We start from the raw sequence: 21,183 nt of genomic DNA on the forward strand, positions 1-21,183 counted from the left end.
CTTTCAGAAAGGAGAAGATCCGATGGAAACGCCGGCACTTTCGATCGTCACCGCAAAACCGATGCCAAGGAATGTACCGCTCTTGTTGGGATTGAGGATGGCCGTGACGATTCCCACCACTTCGCCATCCATATTGATCAGCGGCCCGCCGGAATTGCCGGGGTTGGCCGCGGCGTCGAACTGGATGAGGTTGTCCAGGCTCTGCCTGGCGTCCGGCGAAATGAACTGGCGATCAAGGCCCGATACGACGCCCGCTGACACCGACGGCCCGATGCCGAACGGGAAGCCGACCGCGACGACCTCCGCACCCGGCGCCAGGTTTCGGCTGGAGCCCAGCGTCGCGGCCGGCAGGTCGTCGGGGATTGTCTTCGGCTTGACCACGGCCAGGTCTTTTTCGGGGATGGCCTGAAGCACCGAAGCCTCGGAAGTCTGGCCATCGTGGAAGCGGACCTCCACGCGCTTGGCATCGGCAACGACGTGATAACTAGTCAACACCAGCCCGCTCTCGGTCACGACCACGCCCGAACCAATGTGACTCGCTTCACGCTTCTCTTTCGGTGCGTCCTTGCCTGCGGGCGGGGCGGCCTTGGCGAGTTCGTCGTGCGGCTTGCGTCGCGATGGCTGGGAAGATTTCGGACGTGTGGCCGGTGCATCACGTCGCGCACGCGGCACGGGCGCCGCTTCCTCGGTCGGGTCTGCCGGCGAAAAACTACGGATCTCCACCACGGACTCGCGAATTGCCTCGGCCGCGCGGGCGGTGCGTGACGGCAGGCTCTTGGTCTGCAGCGTGTGCAGCACGGCCGCGTCGATATCGGCCTGCGTAATCACGCGCTGCGCCGGCCGCGAATGCCAGGCAACAGCCAGCACCGCCACGGCGGCAAGCGCCAGCCCGGCCGAGATCCATCTGTAGATCGCCACACGCTTCATCGCTCGCTCCCGAGGTCCCGTGCCGCCCTTGAAAATACAGTACCATCCTCTTAACCACGCGCCAAGGAGCAGGGCATGCAGTTTCTCTGGCCGCAAATGCTCTGGTTGCTGCTTGCGCTCCCATTGCTGGCAGCCGCTTACCTGTACCTGCTCGCACGGCGCAAGAAGACCGCCCTCCTCTACGCCAGCCTGGCCCTGCCGCGCGCGGCAATTGGCCGCCGCCAACGGCTACGGCGTCACATTCCCCCGGCACTGTTCCTGTTCGCACTCGGCGCGGCCCTGCTGGCTTGCGCACGCCCGACGGCCACCGTCACGCTGCCGTCCGACACCATCACGCTGGTACTGGCGATGGACGTCTCACGCAGCATGGAGGCCACCGACGTTGCGCCCACACGGATCAGCGCCGCGCAGCAGGCCGCGCGCGAGCTCATTATCGGGCTGCCGGCCAGCGTGCGCCTTGGCATCGTCTCGTTCGCGGCCACCGCGACCGTGGTGCTGCGGCCCACCAGCAACCGGCAGGACATGCTGGACGCGATCGACCGGTTCCAGCTCCAGCGCGGCACGGCGACAGGCAGCGGGCTGATCCAGGCGCTGGCCGTCCTGTTCCCCGACGATGGCATAGACCTGGAAGCGATACTGTTCGCCGACGAACCGGTCTTTTCCACGCGCCGGGCCGTACCGCTAGACGAAGCCGCCGCAGCCGACGCCGCACGCAAGCGCGAGCAGGCGATGCAGACGGCACAACCGGGCTCCTACCGGCATGGCGCGGTCATCCTGCTCAGCGACGGCCGCCGCACGGTCGGCCCGGACCCCGTGGACGCCGCCCGCATGGCGGCTCAGCGCGGCGTGCGCGTCTATACCGTGGGCTTCGGCACGCTGGGCGGCAATGCACCGGAAACGAGCCTGTCCTACTACATGCAGCTGGATGAACCCGCCTTGCGCGCCGTGGCGACGATCACTGGCGCGGAGTACTTCCAGGCGGGATCGGCAGCGGATCTGAGCCAGGTGTATCGCCAGCTCAGCGCCCGCTTTGCGCTCGAACGCCGCGAGACCGAGATCAGTGCGCTGCTCGCGGCGGCATCGGTGCTGCTGCTGGTGTCGGCTTGCGCACTGTCGATGCTGTGGTTCCGGCGGTGATTGATGCATTGCGTCATCCGGTGGCGCGGCGTCGCCACCGGATGGGCCCGTGATCCTGCTAGGCATCGATGGCTTCGTGCAGCGTCCTTTCCTGGCGAGCCGCGTGCATCGACGCATAACCCGGCGCCGTCGACGCTGCCGCCTCGGGCCCGACATAACGAAGCACCAGCGGATCTTCAACGATGCCCTGCAGTCGCTCCACCACAAAGCTCCAGGCGCCCTGGTTTCTCGCTTCTTCCTGGCACCAGATCACCTCTTTCAGATACGGATAGCGCTCTAGCTCCCGGGCAATCTGCTGCTCGGGGAACGGATACAGTTGCTCCACGCGAAGCAGCGCAATGTTGTCCTTCCCGGATTTCCGCCGACGGGCCAGCAGGTCGAAATAGATCTTTCCTGAACACAGGATAAGGCGGGTAACCCGGTCTTCCTCTTGCTCCGTGCGGACCTCGGCCAGGACCTCCCTGAACTCGCCGCTGGCGAGTTCGTCGAGAGCACTAACGGCCTCCTGGTGTCGCAGCAGCGACTTCGGTGTCATAACGACAAGCGGGATACGGTCATGCCGCGTAGCCTGCAAACGCAGCAGATGGAACATCTGCGCCGGCGTCGTCGGCTGGCACACGCGCATGTTCTCCTGCGCGCAGAGTTGCAGGTAGCGTTCAAGCCGTGCCGAAGCATGTTCCGGGCCTTGCCCCTCCTGGCCATGCGGCAACAGCAGCGTCACGCCGCTATGCTGGCCCCACTTGGCTGCACCGGCGGAAAGGAAGTTGTCGATGACGACCTGCGCACCGTTTGCAAAGTCGCCAAACTGGGCTTCCCACAGCACCAGCGAGTCCTTCCGGACCAGCGAATAGCCGTATTCGAACGCCAGTACCGCAGCTTCGGAAAGAATGGAATTGGTGACCGCGAACTTCGCCTGGTCGTCAGATACATGGTCCAGCGGAATATAGGTACCTTGACCCCGCATCTCGCGCTTCTGGTCGTGGAGCACGGCATGGCGATGACCGAAGGTACCGCGTTCGCTGTCCTGCCCGCTCAACCGCACGCCGGTCCCGGCAGAAAGCAGCGACGCAAAGGCCAGGTGCTCGGCCATGCCCCAATCCAGGGGCCGCACGCCCTCTGCCATTTCCCGGCGCGCGCTGATCACGCGGGCAACCAGCGGGTGCAGCGTATGCCCGGCCGGTATATCGGTGATCCTGAGGGCAAGGCCCTTTAGCATGTCGCGCGTAGGCGTGGCGTATCCGGGCTGTGTCTTGCTCCTGCCCGAGTCCTGCGGCCACGAGGCTTCAACCTGCGTCTCCGCGGACGGCTTGTCGTCTTTGCCGCCCTGGGCGGCGTCCAGACGCGCACGATACTGCTGCGCGTACCGTTCCACATCCTCCGCGTTCACGACGCCCTCGTCGACAAGCTTTTCCGCATAGATGGCGCGCACGCCCGGATGCTCCGCGATCGAGCGGTACATGAGTGGCTGCGTGATGGCCGGGGTATCCTGCTCCTGATGGCCGTGCCGCCGGAAGCAGATCAGTTCGATGACCACGCTCTTGCCGAACGCCATGCGATAGTCGACCGCCAGACGCGTGGCGGCGACCACGGCCTCGGGATCATCGCCATTGACATGCAAGACCGGCGCTTCGATCATTTTGGCAATGTCGGTGCTATAGAACGAAGAGCGGGCATCGCGCGGATCGGAGGTGGTAAAGCCAACCTGGTTGTTCACCACCACATGCACCGTGCCTCCGGTGCCATGGCCGCGCGTACCGGAGAGGTTCATCGTCTCCATGACGATACCTTGCCCCGAGATCGATGCATCTCCATGGATCTCCACCGGCAACACCGCGCCCATGCCAAGCCCCAGCACTTCCGCGCGCGCCCTGGCAATGCCCTGGACCACCGGGTTCACGATCTCCAGATGCGACGGGTTGAAGGCCAGCGTCACTTCGGCCGGTCCTGATGCCGTCTGCAGCGTGCCGGTGAAGCCCTTGTGATATTTGACATCGCCGGCCGGCAGCCGGTCAGCGGTCTTTCCCTCGAACTCGTCGAACAGCGCGGCCGGAGGCTTGCCGACAACATTGACCAGCACATTGATCCGCCCGCGATGCGCCATGCCGAGGATCGCACTGCGGATGCCCTGCGTGGCCCCATAGGCAACCAGTTCATCCAGCAATACGATCAGGGATTCGCCGCCCTCGAGCGAAAAGCGTTTCTGCCCGACGTAGCGCGCGTGGAGATACTTCTCGAGTCCCTCCGCTGCCGTCAGGCGCTCAAGGATGTGCCGCTTGTTACCGTCGTCCAGGTTGGTCCTGGCACGCGTGGATTCCAGACGCATCTGCCACCAGCTGCGCTGTTTCGGATCGGCAAGGTGCATGAACTCGGCGCCGAGCGTGCCGCTATACGTTTCCTCCAGCGCCTGCACCAGATGACGAAGCGTCATGTCTTCGTCGGCGAAATTCGCGTCGGACAGCAAGAACCTGGCATCCAGGTCCGACCGGGACAGACCATAGTAGCCAGGGCTCAGCTCCGGCAATGGCGCCCGCACCGTCCAGCGCAGCGGGTCGAGATGCGCATTGCGCGAACCGACCATACGGTAAGCCGCGATCAAGGCCTGCACGGCGAGATGTTTGCGTACGGAGGCATGGCCGGCGTCCGCAAGATGGCCGACCGCCTGCGGACTTTTTGCCAGCTCGGCAAAGCGGGACACGATGGGACCATGCGCAACATCGCCGGCATTCGATCCATCGACCGCAGGCATCTGTTGCAGGGCATCGAAGTAGCCGCGCCACTCGTCGGACACCGATGCCCGATCCTTCAGGTACGCCTCGTATTGGTCTTCCACATACGGGGCATTGCCTCCAAACAGGAAGGAGGTATTTCGATCTCGAATCATAAGAGTAGCCATGTCCTGAATCGGGCGCCTGCCCGCATTTGCCAGAAGATCGCGCGAGGTAGCCACCACGTCCCCGGCCCATCCACCGCGCACATGCCTATCCTTCGCTCGTAGATTCAGTCTATGTACAGCGGGCTTTCACGGACGGCCGGCCTGTTCCTGTTTGAGGACAAGTCCTGTCTGTTTTGGGCCATCGTGGCCGGAGCCCCGGCCCTTTCCGCATAGCGGCCAGGTTCCGTTCGGCAGCACATACGTTCGCGCGAACGCGGCAAGAAGCGCGGTTGGCCCGCAATCGACAAACTATGGCCAGTTTCCGACCCCTCTGCGACGCACAGGATCGCGCGTCTTCCCTATAGTCGAAACACCGCTGCATGCATCGGGTCGGTGCCACAGGCAGCAAGACCTGTCCGGTTACTGGTTGTGCCGGGCGAGCGCGAAGGACAACAGCAATGAAGCATCCACAGGTAGCGCCAACGCATGGGCCGTCCGGCCCGTTGCCGGACATCATGAAGCCGGGGCTTTCGGCAGTGTTCTGCGGACTGAATCCCGGGCTGCGGGCTGCGGCCAGCGGCCATCACTTCGCTGGACACGGCAACCGGTTCTGGCGCGTGATTCATCTTGCGGGCATCACCGAGCGGGAGCTCGAACCCGTAGACGACCGGCAATTGCTGTCATACGGATACGGTCTGGCAACTGCGGTCAGCCGGCCAACTGCCAGCGCGGCCGCGCTCTCCCACAAGGAATACGTCGACGCATCGCTGCGCCTGATCATCAAACTCGAACGCTTCCATCCCGCCTGCGTTGCGTTCCTCGGCAAAGCTGCTTATGCGGCCATGACGAGCCAGCGTGTTGTCTCCTGGGGCCCGCAGCGGCGGCGCATGGGCGGCGCATGGGTCTGGGTATTGCCCAATCCGAGCGGGCGAAATCGCGCGTTCAGTCTCGCCAATCTGGTCGGTGCCTATAGCGAGTTCCGTGCGACCGTGGAAAGTCAAATCCGCTGCGGGGAATCCCCACAGTGTGCTGAAGTCAATGGCCTGAGATGAACAGGAGGTAAGCAGGATGGTATGGACGACTGACGAAATGGTTGAGCGCGCAACGACGCATATCAACGATGGGGATTTTGTCTACCTGGGCCCGGGCCTGCCCGCGGCGGTGGCCGGTCGAATTCCGGCCGATACTGAAGTCTGGCTGCATGTCCATGACGGCATTCCGGGATTCATGCACTATCCGACCGACGATTTCATGGATGCAGGATTCATTGCCGGCAACCAGGAACAATGCGCCGAAGCCCGATCCAGGGAGATCTACCATTCCACGGACTCCTTCGCGGAAATGACCAGCCTGTCCATGGATCTGGCGATCCTCGATGCGAGCGGCGAGCATGGAGACGGTATGGACATTGCCAGGTGGGCAATCGGGTGCGGCGCAAAGCAGGTCGTACTCCTGCTCGGAGGTGTCCGCGGCATCCAGGACATTACCGATGTCTTGACGGGCAGCCGAGGCGGCGGAGTCGCCTACAGGGTCATCTCGGACCAGGCTGTCATCGATGTCACCGATCAAGGCATGGCATTTGTCGAGCGAGCAATGGGCGTACCGCCGGCTGAAACCGAGAAGCCGGAGTCGCTTCAGTTCGCTTGACGTCAACACCGTACGTGCCACGGCTGGCCCGGATATCCGCGCCAGCCGAAGCATTGTTCTCATAGCCCTTCCGCCGCTCACCACCCGCCGTCCCTGACGCGCCGCAACAACTCACGCCTGCTTCAGCCCCCCTCCCCGAAAGCCAGGAATGGAATTGGAGAGACCCACCATACTCTCGTTTTCCGGAAGAATGACTTTCAATATCGCCCGCTAATCTTTCAGCGCGGAAGCAATTACCATCGTCCGGGCGAGGCAAGCTTCCCTGCCAGGGCAACTGTCCTGGGCGCGACATCCGCTGCATGACAGCCCTCGACCTGCGCAGGTGCGCGCAGCGGTCGCGGGTGCCCCTGTAGGCGGGCTTTCTTTTGCATAGACTTCACCGCATGCATCGACAGCAGTCCGTCAACTGTCGGCAGGCTGCCGATGAGGTTGCTATTGCCCGTACCACTACGCAACACACGTGGCTGCAGCAATTGCTGCAGCCAATGTGACGTAAATGAAGATGAAAATTGCTCTTGTCGTGTTTGATGGTGTCCAGGCGCTGGACGTGGCCGGTCCAATGGACGTTTTTGCGGAAGCCAACCACCTGTTGCCTGCTCATAAGCGCTATGAAATCAACCTGGTCGGTGTTCGTCCCACCAGTGTGATGTGTTCAAACGGTATGCAGATCAGCGTACCGCTCGACTATCGCAACTACCACGACGATTGCGATCTTCTGCTGGTTGCAGGCGGGCCGCGCGCTCCCGGGATGGAGCCCGACCCCGAATTCTTGTCGTGGCTTCATGACAAGTCGCTGAAAGCACAAAGATTCGGTGCCGTGTGCAACGGGGTATTCCTGCTTGCTCATGCCGGGCTCCTCGATGGGCGGGAAGTCACGACGCACTGGTCCGAGACCAAGCGGCTTCAGGACCATTTCCCTCGTGCCTTCGTGCGGCCGGACAAGATCTTTGTTCGCGACGGAAGCCTGTTTACGTGCGGCGGCGTCACCGCCGGGATCGACCTCTGCCTCGCGTTGCTGGCAGAAGACTTTGGTCACGCCCTGGCGGTAAAAGTCGCGAAGCGGCTGATCGTCTATATTCGCCGCGACGGAGGCCAGTCCCAGTACAGCCCGTACCTTGCCGTGGGCCCTGAAGAGGACTCCATCGTCAGCAAGGCGCGGCGGTACGTGGACGATCACATTGCGGATGCCTTCTCCATCGAGGAACTGGCCGATGCCGTTGGCGTGAGCCGCCGGACCTTCAGCCGCGTCTTCGCCAAACACGCCAAGGTTTCGCCTTCCGTGTTCGTGGAGCAGGTGCGCGTGGATTTTGCAAAGAAGCTGCTCGAGCAAACCGATGTGCCGCTCAAGACCATCGCGTTCAGAAGTGGATTCCATAGCTCGACACATATGCGGATGATCTTCTCGCGCCGCCTTGATATCACACCGAAGGAATATCGCCAGCGCTTCCAGGAAACCGAGAGCCGGGCGGAAGATATGGCGCACTACCACGGCCACAGCCAGCCGGCTTCGCTGCCACACCAGCCACGACGTGAGGATCACCGACGCCCGGCTTCGCATGCGCTTGCCGCTGCCGGACATTAAGCCTGCGTCGACCGGCGCGGGCTGGCGCTGACGGCAAGCGTCAGACCAGCTCGCGCCGATAGCCACCACGGATTCCAATCACCGCCCGGACAGCAACTCACCGTTGAAGACTACGCGCAACGTCCGGACAGAAAGCATCACGATCACCCCGGACACAAAGGCAAGCAGAACCACGGACAACACCGTAATCGGCCACAGGCGCACCGTATCCGCATACCTCAACGTCGCATTGGTCAGTGCGGCGATCGGAAAACTCACTCCCCACCAGCCAGCGGAAAAAGGAATGCTCCGACGGAATACCTTGAGCACCAGCGTAAAGAACAGGAACAGCCCGAAATAGAACAGGAGCGCTGCAAACACATCGATGCTTTGCGTGAAGTTCGTATAGGCCAGGAATCCCACTTCGAACGGCGCGATGAGAATCATCAGCGATGGAATCATGTGGCTCGCGAGCTTTTCATGATGAATCAGCCGCGAGATGATCATGGTGAACAGCACAAGTGCAAGAACGGAGCCTATGCCCAGGGAAACGATGTTCAGTTCCCGCGCCCACGGCATGCGCATGCCTCCCCCCGCCACGGCGATGTCAAGTGTCGCCACTCCCGGAATCAACCACGCAGGCAAGGCGTGTCCTGAATCGATCTTCCCGCGAACCAGCCGGCTGAAGATTGTGAAAGCGAGGGCAATCGTTGCAACCGCTCCCACCGTCCAGACGACTTCCGCCACGGCTTCATTGGACGGACCGATCAGCGAAGAGATCAGAAGGATTGCGATCGGCACCGTGCCGAAGAAATTGCCAGCGATCGGGTGGCAAAATTCCTTCGCTACCGCATCGGGATGCTTTGCGATCTTTGCAGCGTACGAGACCGTCAATACCAGGAATGCGATCACCGCCACCACGCTGATCACATCGGAAATGATCGGACTGACGCCGAACTGGCTTGCCGTCTGTCTCCACGCAAGGGCAAGCCCGGAAATTCCCATGACCGAAGCAAACAGGTTCACAGGAAGGTTCTTCACCGATATTTCATTTTTCTCAATCGTCTGTTCAGAGGGGGATGGGAAGGTATGCATCGTTTTTCCTCAGCGAATGTCCATGCCATGGACCTGTTGCCCTGCACTGCCCGGGCAAGTATAGGTTTGGACATCGCGTGCCGTTCCAACGACTCGATGAGGATAGTGGCCAGATTCTGCATGTTTCTGGCCACTCGCGCGCTCAGTTCGTAGCAGGGGTCCTGGCGTACGTCGATTCCCACCCACCGCCGAGGACCTTGCACAGGGTAATGAGGTTGGTGGCCGCGGTTGCGCGGCTTTGCTCGAGATTGCTTTGCGCCCGCAGCAGCTGCCTCTGCACGTTCAGCACGTCGAGGTAATCGACAGCTCCGGCCTTGTACCGCCGCTGCGCAATCACGAGAGCACGTTGGTTCTCGCTCACGACCGTAACGAGCCGGTCGCGCCGCCTCTGCTCGGCATCGTAGGCAACCAGCGCGTCGTCAACCTCGCGCCATGCGTCGAGCACGGTGCGCTTGTACGCGATAGCGGCCTCCTGCTGCTGGGCCTCGCGCAGATGCAGTGTTCCCTTGAGTCGACCGCCCTCGAAGATCGGAAACGTAATCGACGGCCCGACCACAAACTGGCGCGAGGCCCAGTCGGCGAGGCTGGAAAGCTGCAGACTCTGGAACCCGGCGCTTCCGTTCAGCGAAATCCGCGGATAGAAGTCTGCCTTCGCCATCCCGATCGATGCCGTGGCCGCGTGCAACTGCGCCTCGGCTCTCCTGATATCGGGCCTGCGCTGCACGATCTCCGACGGGAAGCCGACAGGCACGCGCTCGGGCAGCTCAGGCACTTCACGCCGTTCTGCAAATTCCTGCCGCAACGCGCCAGGCTCCTGGGCCAGTAGCAAGCCGATGGCGTTGATGGCAGCTTCGAGCCGCGCTTCCAGCGTTGGAATCAGGCTTTCGATCGACGCCACCTGGGCTGCGGCATTGGCTACGTCGAGATCCGTTGTCACGCCCTCGCGTGACCGCACCTGCGTAAGCCTGGCAGTGTCACGAGCAATCTCGAGGTTCTGCGTCGTGATTTCCAGCAGCGACTGGAGGTCGCGGAGCTCCACATAGTCCCGTGCAAGTTCGGCCCGGGCAGACAAGAGGATGGCGTTCCTGTCCTCGAACGAAGCTTCCGTCAATGCGCCGGCGGCTTCGACACTGCGCCGCACCCGGCCCCAGATATCGATCTCCCAGGAAGCATCAAAGCCAAACTGGTACAGGTCAAACGGTGGCGAACCGCTCGACCCTGGCACCGGCGCAACCCCGAGCGGCGACGCACCCGACGCCGGTTGCGGCGGGCTCCCGGTTGGGCTGACTCCCAACAGCGAGACAATGCCGTTCGGACTCCCGCGCTCGCGATAATAGGATGTGGCGCCGTCCAGCCGGGGAAGCTGGCCCGCGCCGACGACCTGTTGGGTCGAGCGGCTTTGCCGCAAACGCGCCGACGCCGCGGCCACGTCGAGATTCGCGTCGACCAGCCGGCTCTCGAGATCATTCAGCAGGGGATCGTTCAGCAGCGTCCACCACTCCGAGTTGAACTCCGCGTCAACAGCCTTGCTGCTTGCCTGGGCGGACTGGATGCGATGGAAGACATCTGGCGCCGAAGGCGTCGGGCGCTCGAAATCTGGCCCCACGGCACACCCGGCCAGCGCAAGGCAGGCCAGTATCGCCAGGATCGAGGCCCGCATGGAGAAATCGGCGGCGCTCATCCTCTGTTACCTCCCTGGGGCAGCACATCTTCACGGCGGGCCATGGCGACATCCACCTCTACCGAAAGACCCACGCTCAATCCGGATGCCGCCTTCTGCCCGCGATCGATGGTGATCTTGACCGGCACGCGTTGGACGATCTTGGTGAAGTTGCCTGTGGCGTTATCCGGTGCGATAGGCGCGAAGCTCACCCCGGTAGCGGGCGCCAGGCTGTGGATATGGCCCTGGATCTCGACGCCCGGCAGGCTGTCAACCTTGATGCGCGCGCTCTGTCCCGGCCGCATGCCGGCAATCTGGTTCTCCTGGAAATTGGCCACCACGTACGCGTCCGAAACCGGCACGATGGCAAGGACCGAAGCGCCTGCCGTCACATATGCACCGACACGCGCCGAACGCCTGCCGATCTTGCCATCCACCGGTGCGTGGATTTCCGCATACGACAGATTGAGCTTTGCCTGCTCCAGTGCGGCTTCGGCGCGCGCCATGGCGCCCGCGGCCTTGTCGCGTTGGGTGCCCAGGACCATGAGGTTCTGTTCGGTGGTGCTCAGCGCGGCGCGATCGCGGGACTGCTGCGCGACCTGCTCTGCAAGGGTACTCGACGCACGTTGCTGCTCCTGCTCGGTTCCGGCTCCGGCTTCCGAAAGATTCCGGTAGCGCGACGCGTTGGCGCGCGCAAACTCGACCGATGCTTCGTCGGACCGGAGCTTCGCCCGTGCCTGCTCGACCAGGGACGGATGCCGCGCGATTTCAGCGTCATAGTTCGCCACCATGGCCTTGGCCGCCAGAACGTCTGCCTGAGCACTTTGCAGCGCCGCCCGGAAGTCGCGGTCATCGATACGGACCAGGACCTGCCCGGCCTTGACCCATTGGTTGTCATCGACCAGCACCTCGGAAATCTGGCCGGCGATACGTGGGGCTACGAGCGTGAAGTCCGCCGTTACATAGGCATCGTTGGTGGACTGCGCACTTGAGCCTGGAACGAGGGTTGCGCAGGCCCACGCAACGATGCCGACCGCGATGATGATCGCTGCAAGGCGGATATTCTTGATTGGCGGGCGGGTAGCGGATGACATGATGATCTTCCCTTAGTGTGAAGAGGGTGGCGTAGTGCTCCAGGGCGGATAGATGCGCACGGGCAATATCGGAACGAGAAACAGCAAGGCAATGGCAACGCAAGCCATCACCCGGTACAGATCGGCCGAGGTCAGCACGAGCGCCTGTTCGTGAACACGATGGGCGAGCTGAGCCAGGGTATGCGCTGTATCGACGCCCCGGCCCGTCACGACTGCGTGATTGCCAAGCTGGTCCACGAGCATGTTCGAATGAAAGCGTTCGCGACCGGTACCCAGCCCCTCGATCAGAGCCGTTGCCACGGCTGCGGAAAAGGTCTTGAGCGAATTGAACATGGCCGAGGCGAACGGGCCCTCCGTGGGAGGCAATCCCGTGGTGACGCCCATCAGGATCGACAGGATCACCATTGGCTGGGCCATGATCTGCAGCGCCTGAAGCCAGTAGAAATTGACGCGTATCCATTCGGAAGTCATGAGACTTCCCAGCGCGCACGTGGCAATCATGAGCAGCAGCCCAACCGTCATCACCCACCGGGAATCCACGCGCCGAAGGTTCAGGACGGCCGCCGTCAGCGGCAGTGTGATCAACAGCGGAAGCGCAAGCAGTAACGACAGAGGTGCCGTTTGCAGCGGCCTGTATGCGTGAACCCTGGCGAGGTATTGGCCGGGAATGGCTGCCACGCCGACCAGCAGGATCACGGCACCCGCCAGCGTCATGAGCCCATGCGCGAAGTTCCTGCGGGCGAGCAACCGGAGCTTGAAGAAGGGAAGCGGGTGAAACCACTCGTTGAAGAAGAACACAACGAGAAGGAGTGCGCCGCCGCCGAACATCACGCGGATGAACTCGGAGTTCAGCCAGTCAAGGCGGTCCCCTTGCAGCAGGCCGGTCACGAGCATGGCGACTGCGGGGAATCCTGTCAGCAACCCGGTCCAGTTGAATGCACTGAGCCGCTCAAGCTTGTACGGATCATCCGGAAGACCCCACCGGACGGCCGCACAGCTCGCAATACCGAGAGGCACGATCTGCCAGAAGACCATCTGCCAGCTGACGTACTCCGTCCACAACGCGGCAAGCGGGGTACCGACTGCGGGGCCGAAAGTCGCCGTCAACGCGTAGCCGGCGAGTCCATACAGCTTGATCTTCGGAGGAAGATAGCGCAATGCCACGATGATCAGCATCGGTGGCAGGCAGCCGCCCGCGACCCCCTGCAGGACGCGAAGCAGGTAGAGCGCCTGGAGGCTCGGCGCAAACGGGCAAAGAGCGCCAAGCAGCATCGTGGTCAGCACGGCGCCGATCGTGAATCGCTTCAGCGTAAAGGTAATGCCGAACCAGGGCGCAAAGACCATCGTAGCGACATTGGCTGCTTCGAACAGCGTCGTGAGCCAGGTCCCGTCGTCACGTCCGATCGAGAACACGCCCTGTACATCGGCCAACGCCAGCGCGGTCACCTGTTCATTCAGGATGGCCAGCAAGGATGCGAGCAAGACGCCGATCAGGCCGGTCGCGAGGCGCAGCGACAGTGCGGCACCCGCTGGCTTTGGCTGCGCTGGGGTCCCCTCCTCCTGCACGGAGATCGCGCGCGTCTGTTGCTCGACGGGCGGCACATCCGTTGCAGTGGTTGAAGGATTCGCGCTGGTCATAAGCGTCCCCTGACGATTGGATTCCTGAGTGAAAGAAGGTGCGGCGTCCCTGCCCATCTTCGCTATGAGCGGATGGCAGGATCCAGACCGCAGGGAAGCTTTCCGGCAGTCTGGCGTCGCCGCTTTGAAGCCGTTGCACCGTTGAGACAGGATCTGCCCAACTCGCCAGAACGGCTGCGGGCGACGTCAAATCTTGCGTGGCACCTCTTCGAAGTACTGGGGCGCTTCGCGTCGGTCGAACATGCCGTACTCCCGCACGATGCGGATGTTCCTCAGGCGCACATCGCCTGGCAGCCTGGCGTTCTTCGCGAACGCCAGGGCCGCGGCCTCGTCGTGCCACGTCAGCACGGCAATCACTTCTTCGGGTGACAGCAGGGCCTTGAACACATCCCAGGCAAGCAGGCCGGGCGCTTGCGCATCCAGTCCAAGCGATCTCGCAACGGCCTCCGCGCTCGCTCCGTTAAGCCAGTAGCGCGACCGATCGGCATCGAGCAGTGTCACGGCCTTGCCCGCGCCTGTTTCGGTCACATCCAGACGCTGCTGATGCAAGGCCTGGCCGCCCGGCAGATGGGTGTCGGTGCCAACCTCTCCAATGCGCAGGCGGTAGTCGGCAAAGATCCGGTCACGGGCCGCCTGCTGGACCTTGTGATGCTTCGTTGTGGTACGCCAGCGGATCAACGACTTTTCGTCACGCCAACTCGACAGCGAGAGCAGCCATCCTGCACGCGTCAGGCTTTCATAGCGCTCGTTGTCGATAAACCCTTCGATCTTTTCAAGTTCGGGTCTCAGCATTTTCGCCATGCCAAGATAGGCATCGAACTGCTCGGGGATGGGATTGACTTCAAGCATTGCAGAGAACACGGCCGACTCCTTCAATTCGTTGGCTGGACGATACGATGCAGCGGGTGCGCCTGCATTCCGCGGCGCCTCTCCGGCGCATTGCAGCGCGCTGGTGTTGGTGCATTCAATGTACGAGATGGAATGATTGTCTTGCGGAGGAAGCGCGTCCGTATCTGGCCAACTTATTCGAGAATCTTGCCAGCAGATGTTTGAAATCCTTCTTAACCACCTCTGCATGCAATAGTCTTTTTCCCCCTGGTTAAAAGACATAAATAGCCGGACATTTAGACCGGCGTGGTGGCGCGCAAGTGACGCACTCGCAGGCGGCGAGTAAGGCGTCTCCCCATATGGCCCGGATCCGGTCACCATTGACCAGTAACTGAACTTCTTCGGCCAGCGCGGCGCCGCCGTCATTGCCACAATGACGCACGTCACCCTCACAATTCTTCCAGGCGCACACCAAGAACGTGCTAGGTGGGCAGGCGCAGGTACGGAGAACCCGTCGAAGCCATGGTCCACAAGCTGGTGCCGAACATAAGCTGTTCTCGAGTTGGAAGGGAAATTGTCCGTTTAATCCTGGCTGCTGATGTTGCCGGCACCAATTTCCAAGCGATCCGGCCGTGACCCGAAATCCAGAACTTGCCCCCTCACTTCCCCTGACGCCTGCGCAATCGAGCGAGCGCTTGTCGGGCGCCGATATCATCCTGCGCGTCCTTAGCGAACAGGGCGTCGATACGGTATTTGGCTATAGCGGAGGCGCCATCCTGCCGACGTATGACGCCGTTTTCCGCTTCAATGCCATGCATGAGGCCGATCCCGGGCGTCAGATCAGGCTCGTTGTCCCCGCCAACGAGCAGGCTGCCGGCTTCATGGCTGCCGGTTACGCGCGCGCCAGCGGGAAAGTCGGCGTGTTCATGGTGACATCCGGGCCCGGCGCGACGAATGCGGTCACGCCGATTGCCGACTGCAATGGCGATTCCGTCCCGGTGGTTCTGATATGTGGCCAGGTGCCGCGCGCAGCCATCGGTAGCGATGCCTTTCAGGAAGCCCCTGTCTTCAACATCATGTCCGCCTGCGCCAAGCAGGTCTTCCTCGTGACGGATCCTGAAAAGCTCGAACACACCCTGCGGACGGCATTCGAGATTGCCCGGACGGGACGCCCCGGTCCCGTGGTCGTCGATGTGCCGAAGGATGTCCAGAACTGGACCGGTACCTTTCATGGTTCCGGCACCTTGCAGTTCCGCGGCTACTCTGAACGTCTTCGCAAGGTTGCGCACGGCGCTCGCCTGGACGAAAAGAAGCGCACCCGCTTCTTCGATCTTCTCGGACAAAGCAGGCGGCCACTGCTGTATGTCGGTGGCGGCGTCATAGCGGCCGGTGCCACGGCGGAACTGCGCCAGTTCAGCGAGCGCTATGGGATCCCCGTGGTGACGACGCTCATGGGACTCGGTGCAATGCCCGCGGATCACGAACTGTATCTTGGCATGCTTGGCATGCACGGTGCCGCGTGTGCCAACTATGCCGTTGAGGATTGCGACTTCCTGATTGCTGTCGGTGCCCGATTTGATGATCGGGTTGCCGGTGGGCGTCCTGACGCGTTTGCTCCCGGTGCGCGATACGTTGCGCATATCGATATCGACGAAGCGGAGATCAACAAGATCAAGCGGGCGCACTGGAGCCATGTCGGCGACGCCAGGCGTGCGCTGGTGTCGCTGGCGGAACATGGTCTGGTCGAGCGGTCGCATTCGGACTGGCTCGATCACGTCGCCGAACTGAAACGGATTTACCGCATGAATTACGACCGGACCAGTCCCGCGATCCAGCCACAGTCTGTCGTGGAGATGCTGGGCCGGATCACCGGAGGGCGCGCGATTGTCAGCACCGGAGTCGGCCAGCATCAGATGTGGGCGGCACAGTACTTCCGGTTCAGCGAACCCAGAAGCTTCCTGACATCCGGCAGCATGGGGACCATGGGCTTCGGCCTGCCCGCGGCGATCGGCGCGCAACTGGCGCGGCCCGACGCGCTGGTCATCGATATCGATGGCGACGGCAGCATCCGCATGAACCTCGGGGAACTGGAGACCGCGACAACGTACGGGGTACCCGTCAAGGTTCTTCTGCTCAACAATCGCGGCGACGGGATGATCCGGCAGTGGCAGCGCCTGTACTTCGAGGGGCGCTTTTGTGTTAGCGACAAGGCACTCCACCGCAAGGATTTTGTCCTCGCGGCGCAGGCGGATGGCTTCGAGTTTGCGTGCCGCGTAGAAGACGCCGACAAGGTCGAGGCGGCGCTCAGGGCCTTCGTCGAGTTCGAGGGCCCCGCCCTGCTGGAGGTGATGGTTGACGAGAACGCTGACGTATTCCCGATGGTGGGGCCCGGCCAGAGTTACTCAAGCATGATCACGGGACCATTCATCCCTTCACGATCCGGGCCGGAAGGGGCGGAACATGGGGCGCCGCATCTCCCTGCCGCCGATATGTTCTAGCCGCCTGGCGCCGATCCCGTACGCGTGCGCAAGCGCGGTGTCACGAAATCGAGGAAGGCCCGCAGCTTCAATGGCAGCGGGGCTTGTCCCTTGTGCACAAGGCTGACTGGCAACGGCGCGGACTCGAACTCCTGAAGCACGACACAAAGCGTGTTGTTGTGGATGGCGTCTGCTACCTGGTACGACAGCGCACGGATCAACCCGACCCCCAGAATCGCTGCGGCAATGGCGGCCTCTGCGGTATTGACTGCCAGCCGGGAATGCACGGGCACGGATACTTCCGACTTGCCGACACCAAAGACCCAGGCACGCGTAGACGCAAGTACCTCGAAGTTCACGCAACTGTGTGCCGCAAGGTCGCCCGGTGCCGACGGCACGCCGCGGGATGCAAGATATTCCGGACTCGCGCACACGACGCGGCGGACTGTCCCGACCCGCGTCGCGATGAGTGTGCTGTCGGGCAATTCCCCGATCCGGACTGCCACGTCGGCATCCTCATCCATCAGGTGCACGACGCGATCGGTGAGCACGAGGTTGACGTCGATCTCCGGGTAGTGCGCGAGGAATTCCGCTATGACCGGCACAACGTGCAAGCGTCCGAACGCCACGGGAGCGGTAACGGCAAGTTCGCCTTTGGGGGAGACATGTTCACCGACGGCAACGCGTTCGGCCTCCCCCACCTCTTCGAGAATTCGTCGGCAGGCCGCGACGTATGCGTCCCCAGCCTCCGTCAGCGAGAGCTTGCGCGTAGTACGGTGCAGCAAGCGAGCCTTCAGGTGGGATTCCAGTTCTGCCACCTTTCGGCTGACTGTTGGCAGCGGCACGCCGAGGCGGCGCGCGGCGGCCGACAGGCTGCCCGCATCGACGACCGCGACCAGGAGAGACATCGATTCAAAAAGGTTCACTGACGCTCTCCACCGATGGACTAAGGCTGGCTAATTCTTTTCGATTATTTCTTCATGTGCAAGGGAACGGCCGGTGATCCAGCGACTTTGCGCGGGCCATCGTCAGAACCGGTGACGAATACCCATCACCGCACCGAACTGGTCCTTGCCTGGTTGCACATTGAAGACCGCGTTCGCGCCGCTGCCACTGTTAAAGCCATTGACGCCCAGCTGCGAGTTCTCCTTGTTGAGCGCGTAGGACATCGACACGTACAGGTCTGTGCGTTTGGACAGCGAATAGTCCCCGGTCATGGCGAACTGCCACGGGTCCGATCCGGTCTTCCGGAAGTCCTGGTAGTAAGCGGTACCGGTCAGCGAAAAGGCAGGCGTCAGCTTGTACACGATACCCAGCCAATACAAGTTCGAGCCGGCGTTCGCCGTCTGCGCGCCAGGCAGTGCCGCACCGCCGTACGCCTTTGCCAGGCGATATCCCGCATACAACCTGGCGGCACCAGCGGCATAGGTGCCAGCCACCGAAGCGCGCCTGATGAGTGGCGCCTGGTTTGCCGGCGTGCCGACATGGGCGTCGTCATAGGCCACGCCAACCGAGAAAGGTCCGGTGGCATAGTTCACGAACGCGCCGAAATCACGGCCGTAGACGTTGCTGCCCGCGACCTCGGTGCCATTGGATTGGAAAGCGTAGAAGGCCTGGGCGGTCATTCCTCCGAATGTGCCCACATACTTGATGGCATTGTCGGCGCGCGCGCCGAACTCAGGAGCAATCGAAAGCATGCCATAGCGGTCGGCAATGACATTGGGATCGTAGACAATGCCGAACTCGCGCATGGATGTCTGCTGTCGTCCAAGATGCACCGCGCCATACCGGCTTTCCAGGCCCACATGCGCGTCACGGCCGAACAGGCGCCCGCTCTGTCCGGAGTTTCCGGTATCGATATCAAAGCCACTTTCCAGCTGGAGTACAGCTCTCAGCCCGCCGCCCAGGTCCTCCACGCCGCGCAGGCCCCAGCGCGAGCCTGACAGATTTCCCGATGTCACCCGCAAGAGACCACTGCCGTTACGCCCGGTATTGTCGATGTACTCGACGCCGGCGTCCGCCAGCCCATAGAGCGCCACGCCGGACTCGGCATAGACGACATTGGCGGCAAAGGATGCTGCCAGTACCGCAAAAACCTTCTTCATCAAACCCCACTTCGTTTTATTGAAACACCGCAGAACATTCGAAAAGAGCAGCGCCTGTTGCCTGAGCACTGTTCCACAGGAAACAGAACGGCGCTGCCCGAGACATGCCTTCACTTCAATCCAGACCCATAAGCAAGTGCTCTACCTCGTCGTAACGGTGCCAACTTCGCCTGCAACACGACGCCCTTGTGTCAGCGCCGACACGGCTACCGACACGACGATGTTGACTACCAGCGCAATCACGCCAACGTATGTCGGATAGACACCATCGCCGATATGCAGCGCATACACCGGCTTCAGGCCCAGGGAAATGGCGAGTCCCGTTCCGGTGACGATGCCAAAAAACCAGCCGGCAAGCAGCCCGGACGCAGTCAGGCGTCGCGTGTATAGCGTGAACACGACCGCTGGGAATATCTGAAGAATCCAGACGCCGCCGAGCAGTTGCAGGTCGATCGCGTATTGCGTGGGCAGCACGATGATGAAGAGCAACGCGCCAAACTTCACCACCAGCGAAAACAGCTTGGCGCTCTTTGCCTCCTTTTCGGGGCTCACATCCGGCGCCATCAGCGGCTTGTACAGATTGCGCGTGAACAGATTCGCCGCGCCGATCGACATGATCGCCGCCGGCACCAGCGCGCTGATGGCGATCGCGGCTGCGCAAAAGCCCACGAACCAGGACGGAAACAACTTGAGGAACAGCACCGGCACCACATCCGAAGCCGATGACACATGCACGCCGGCGGCAATCGCCATATAGCCGAGCACGGCAATCAGGCCCAGCAACAATGTGTACGCCGGCAGCGCGATGGCATTCTTGCGCACAGTGTTTGCAGAACCCGACGACAGTATCCCCGTCATGGTGTGGGGATACATGAAGCCCGCCAGCGCCGACCCGAGTGCCAGCGTCGCATACGCCGTGAATTGCGATGGCTTGAGGATGATGCCGGTGGCGCCGCCCTTGGCGGTGAAGAACGTGTCGGCCGCATGGAACAGCGCACCATAGCCGCCAAGCTTGCTGGGAATGACCGAGATCGCGGCAATGACCACGATATAGATCATGATGTCCTTGACGAAGGCAATCATCGCTGGCGCACGAAGCCCGCTCGAATAGGTGTAGACGGCGAGAATGGCGAAGGCGACGATCAGCGGCAATTCGCCATCGACGCCCAGCCCCTTGATCACCACTTGCATGCCAATCAGCTGCAGCGCGATATAAGGCAGCGTGGCGATGATTCCGGTGATCGCCACTGCCGCCGGAAGCCATCGTCCTCCGATCTCGCCCTGGACATAGTCGGCAGCCGTGATGTGGTTCTTGCGGTGACACACCTCCCACAGCCTTGGCATGACTGCAAACACGAACGGATAGACGATGATCGTATAGGGCATCGCGAAGAAGCCGTACGCACCCACCGAATAGACCAGCGCGGGGACCGCGATGACCGTATAGGCCGTATAGAAGTCCCCGCCCACCAGGAACCATGAGATCACCGTGCCGAATTGCCGGCCGCCAAGTCCCCATTCATGAAGCTGTGACAAATCCCCCCGCTTCCACCGCGCCGCGACGAATCCCAGCACTGTGACGAGGACGAAGAATGCAATGAACACCGCCATTGCCACGCTATTGACTGCGGGTGTCTCGCTCATTTCATCCTCCGATAGACGACGTACAGCAACAAGGAGGTGATCGGCACCCAGAGGAACTGATACCAGTAGAAGAATGGAAAGCCCAACCATTCCGGTTGGGCGCTGTTATAAAGCGGCAGCCACAAGAGGCCGATGTATGGGGCAAACAGGAGCGCCCAGATCCAGCTGCGGCCTCCTTTGTCTGGCGTAGTCAACGTTGCTCTCCTGAAGTTCCTTGAGCGGGCACGGATGCGCGCACGGGGGATGGGAATCGGAATCGACGGCGTCGATCGGATGCCTTCCTGACGGGATGGCGCGCGCAAGTTCGATCGCAATGCAATGCATCACAACCATGCATCGCTGATCCAAATGGTAGTGAAGCGAGCGCGCGCGGGTCGACGCAAATGGGCCAGTCTCTGGCCAATGTTTGCGAGATACGGGCCAATCGCCGGACTCGGGATGGCAGAGCATTTCCCGCAGCAAGGTTGGCAAGATTCACGAACGAAATGGCCCAATCCA

Annotated in this window: 16 protein-coding genes; 5 read left to right on the plus strand and 11 right to left on the minus strand. The window is 62.1% G+C overall.

What is annotated here, in order from left to right:
- Positions 1-3: 3 nt before the first annotated feature.
- The gene (locus KHO41_RS13935; protein ID WP_211953868.1) at positions 4-927 is read right to left on the minus strand and encodes a trypsin-like peptidase domain-containing protein; all 924 of its coding nucleotides are present in this window, start codon (positions 925-927) and stop codon (positions 4-6) included.
- 75 nt (positions 928-1,002) lie between these two features.
- Here KHO41_RS13935 and KHO41_RS13940 point away from each other — a divergent pair, with 75 nt between their 5' ends.
- On the plus strand, positions 1,003-2,064 hold the full coding sequence (locus KHO41_RS13940) for a VWA domain-containing protein (RefSeq protein ID WP_211953869.1): 1,062 nt from the start codon (positions 1,003-1,005) through the stop codon (positions 2,062-2,064).
- A gap of 58 nt (positions 2,065-2,122) precedes the next feature.
- Here the strand turns inward: KHO41_RS13940 and KHO41_RS13945 are convergent, their stop codons facing one another.
- Positions 2,123-4,957 (minus strand): 2-oxoglutarate dehydrogenase E1 component, encoded by a 2,835-nt coding sequence (locus tag KHO41_RS13945; protein ID WP_211953870.1) that lies wholly within the window; start codon positions 4,955-4,957, stop codon positions 2,123-2,125.
- Positions 4,958-5,451: 494 nt separating this feature from the next.
- On the opposite strand from KHO41_RS13945, the gene mug reads away from it, so the two are divergent.
- From mug to KHO41_RS13960, 3 genes are all read left to right on the plus strand, one after another.
- The gene (gene mug / locus KHO41_RS13950) at positions 5,452-5,988 is read left to right on the plus strand and encodes a G/U mismatch-specific DNA glycosylase (protein ID WP_244873838.1); all 537 of its coding nucleotides are present in this window, start codon (positions 5,452-5,454) and stop codon (positions 5,986-5,988) included.
- A 16-nt stretch (positions 5,989-6,004) separates the two neighbouring features.
- On the plus strand, positions 6,005-6,583 hold the full coding sequence (locus tag KHO41_RS13955) for a hypothetical protein (protein ID WP_211953872.1): 579 nt from the start codon (positions 6,005-6,007) through the stop codon (positions 6,581-6,583).
- Between the two features lie 502 nt (positions 6,584-7,085).
- Positions 7,086-8,165 carry a GlxA family transcriptional regulator gene (locus tag KHO41_RS13960; protein WP_244873843.1) on the plus strand — a complete coding sequence of 360 codons (1,080 nt, stop codon included), beginning with the start codon at positions 7,086-7,088 and terminating at the stop codon, positions 8,163-8,165.
- Positions 8,166-8,243: 78 nt separating this feature from the next.
- Here the strand turns inward: KHO41_RS13960 and KHO41_RS13965 are convergent, their stop codons facing one another.
- The 5 genes from KHO41_RS13965 to KHO41_RS13985 all read right to left on the minus strand — a co-directional run bounded on the left by KHO41_RS13965 (position 8,244) and on the right by KHO41_RS13985 (position 14,492).
- Positions 8,244-9,239: an SLAC1 anion channel family protein gene (locus KHO41_RS13965; protein ID WP_211953874.1), complete on the minus strand. Its 996-nt coding sequence runs from the start codon at positions 9,237-9,239 to the stop codon at positions 8,244-8,246.
- A gap of 142 nt (positions 9,240-9,381) precedes the next feature.
- Positions 9,382-10,920, minus strand: a complete 1,539-nt coding sequence (locus tag KHO41_RS13970) for an efflux transporter outer membrane subunit (protein WP_211953875.1) — start codon at positions 10,918-10,920, stop codon at positions 9,382-9,384.
- On the minus strand, positions 10,917-11,993 hold the full coding sequence (locus KHO41_RS13975; protein WP_211953876.1) for an HlyD family secretion protein: 1,077 nt from the start codon (positions 11,991-11,993) through the stop codon (positions 10,917-10,919). Before KHO41_RS13975 ends, KHO41_RS13970 begins: the two co-directional genes overlap by 4 nt.
- A gap of 12 nt (positions 11,994-12,005) precedes the next feature.
- Positions 12,006-13,631, minus strand: coding sequence for an MFS transporter (locus KHO41_RS13980; protein WP_211953927.1), 1,626 nt, complete (start codon positions 13,629-13,631; stop codon positions 12,006-12,008).
- Between the two features lie 186 nt (positions 13,632-13,817).
- Positions 13,818-14,492 carry an antibiotic biosynthesis monooxygenase family protein gene (locus KHO41_RS13985; protein WP_211953928.1) on the minus strand — a complete coding sequence of 225 codons (675 nt, stop codon included), beginning with the start codon at positions 14,490-14,492 and terminating at the stop codon, positions 13,818-13,820.
- Between the two features lie 599 nt (positions 14,493-15,091).
- Between KHO41_RS13985 and ilvB the strand changes: the two genes are divergently transcribed.
- Positions 15,092-16,957, plus strand: a complete 1,866-nt coding sequence (gene ilvB / locus KHO41_RS13990) for a biosynthetic-type acetolactate synthase large subunit (protein ID WP_211953877.1) — start codon at positions 15,092-15,094, stop codon at positions 16,955-16,957.
- Here ilvB and KHO41_RS13995 read toward each other — a convergent pair.
- From KHO41_RS13995 to KHO41_RS14010, 4 genes are all read right to left on the minus strand, one after another.
- Entirely contained in the window at positions 16,954-17,862 is a 909-nt protein-coding gene (locus KHO41_RS13995; RefSeq protein WP_211953878.1) for a LysR family transcriptional regulator, read from the minus strand. The two genes, ilvB and KHO41_RS13995, sit on opposite strands and share 4 nt — an antisense overlap.
- A 102-nt stretch (positions 17,863-17,964) precedes the next feature.
- Positions 17,965-19,041, minus strand: a complete 1,077-nt coding sequence (locus tag KHO41_RS14000) for a porin (RefSeq protein WP_211953929.1) — start codon at positions 19,039-19,041, stop codon at positions 17,965-17,967.
- A 141-nt stretch (positions 19,042-19,182) separates the two neighbouring features.
- On the minus strand, positions 19,183-20,685 hold the full coding sequence (gene mctP / locus KHO41_RS14005; RefSeq protein WP_211953879.1) for a monocarboxylate uptake permease MctP: 1,503 nt from the start codon (positions 20,683-20,685) through the stop codon (positions 19,183-19,185).
- Positions 20,682-20,879 (minus strand): DUF3311 domain-containing protein, encoded by a 198-nt coding sequence (locus tag KHO41_RS14010; RefSeq protein WP_211953880.1) that lies wholly within the window; start codon positions 20,877-20,879, stop codon positions 20,682-20,684. Before KHO41_RS14010 ends, mctP begins: the two co-directional genes overlap by 4 nt.
- Positions 20,880-21,183: the final 304 nt, after the last annotated feature.

This window comes from Cupriavidus numazuensis, from assembly GCF_905397435.1.
GTDB lineage: Bacteria > Pseudomonadota > Gammaproteobacteria > Burkholderiales > Burkholderiaceae > Cupriavidus > Cupriavidus numazuensis.

Bases quoted from the DNA above. Each gene is read 5' to 3' on its own strand.
- KHO41_RS13960 (WP_244873843.1), top strand. From the start codon at position 7,086: ATGAAAATTGCTCTTGTCGTGTTTGATGGTGTCCAGGCGCTGGACGTG.
- KHO41_RS14000 (WP_211953929.1), bottom strand. From the start codon at position 19,041: ATGAAGAAGGTTTTTGCGGTACTGGCAGCATCCTTTGCCGCCAATGTC.
- KHO41_RS13975 (WP_211953876.1), bottom strand. From the start codon at position 11,993: ATGTCATCCGCTACCCGCCCGCCAATCAAGAATATCCGCCTTGCAGCG.
- KHO41_RS13945 (WP_211953870.1), bottom strand. From the start codon at position 4,957: ATGGCTACTCTTATGATTCGAGATCGAAATACCTCCTTCCTGTTTGGA.
- KHO41_RS13980 (WP_211953927.1), bottom strand. From the start codon at position 13,631: ATGACCAGCGCGAATCCTTCAACCACTGCAACGGATGTGCCGCCCGTC.
- KHO41_RS13970 (WP_211953875.1), bottom strand. From the start codon at position 10,920: ATGAGCGCCGCCGATTTCTCCATGCGGGCCTCGATCCTGGCGATACTG.
- KHO41_RS13965 (WP_211953874.1), bottom strand. From the start codon at position 9,239: ATGCATACCTTCCCATCCCCCTCTGAACAGACGATTGAGAAAAATGAA.
- KHO41_RS13955 (WP_211953872.1), top strand. From the start codon at position 6,005: ATGGTATGGACGACTGACGAAATGGTTGAGCGCGCAACGACGCATATC.
- mctP (WP_211953879.1), bottom strand. From the start codon at position 20,685: ATGAGCGAGACACCCGCAGTCAATAGCGTGGCAATGGCGGTGTTCATT.
- KHO41_RS13940 (WP_211953869.1), top strand. From the start codon at position 1,003: ATGCAGTTTCTCTGGCCGCAAATGCTCTGGTTGCTGCTTGCGCTCCCA.
- mug (WP_244873838.1), top strand. From the start codon at position 5,452: ATGAAGCCGGGGCTTTCGGCAGTGTTCTGCGGACTGAATCCCGGGCTG.
- KHO41_RS13935 (WP_211953868.1), bottom strand. From the start codon at position 927: ATGAAGCGTGTGGCGATCTACAGATGGATCTCGGCCGGGCTGGCGCTT.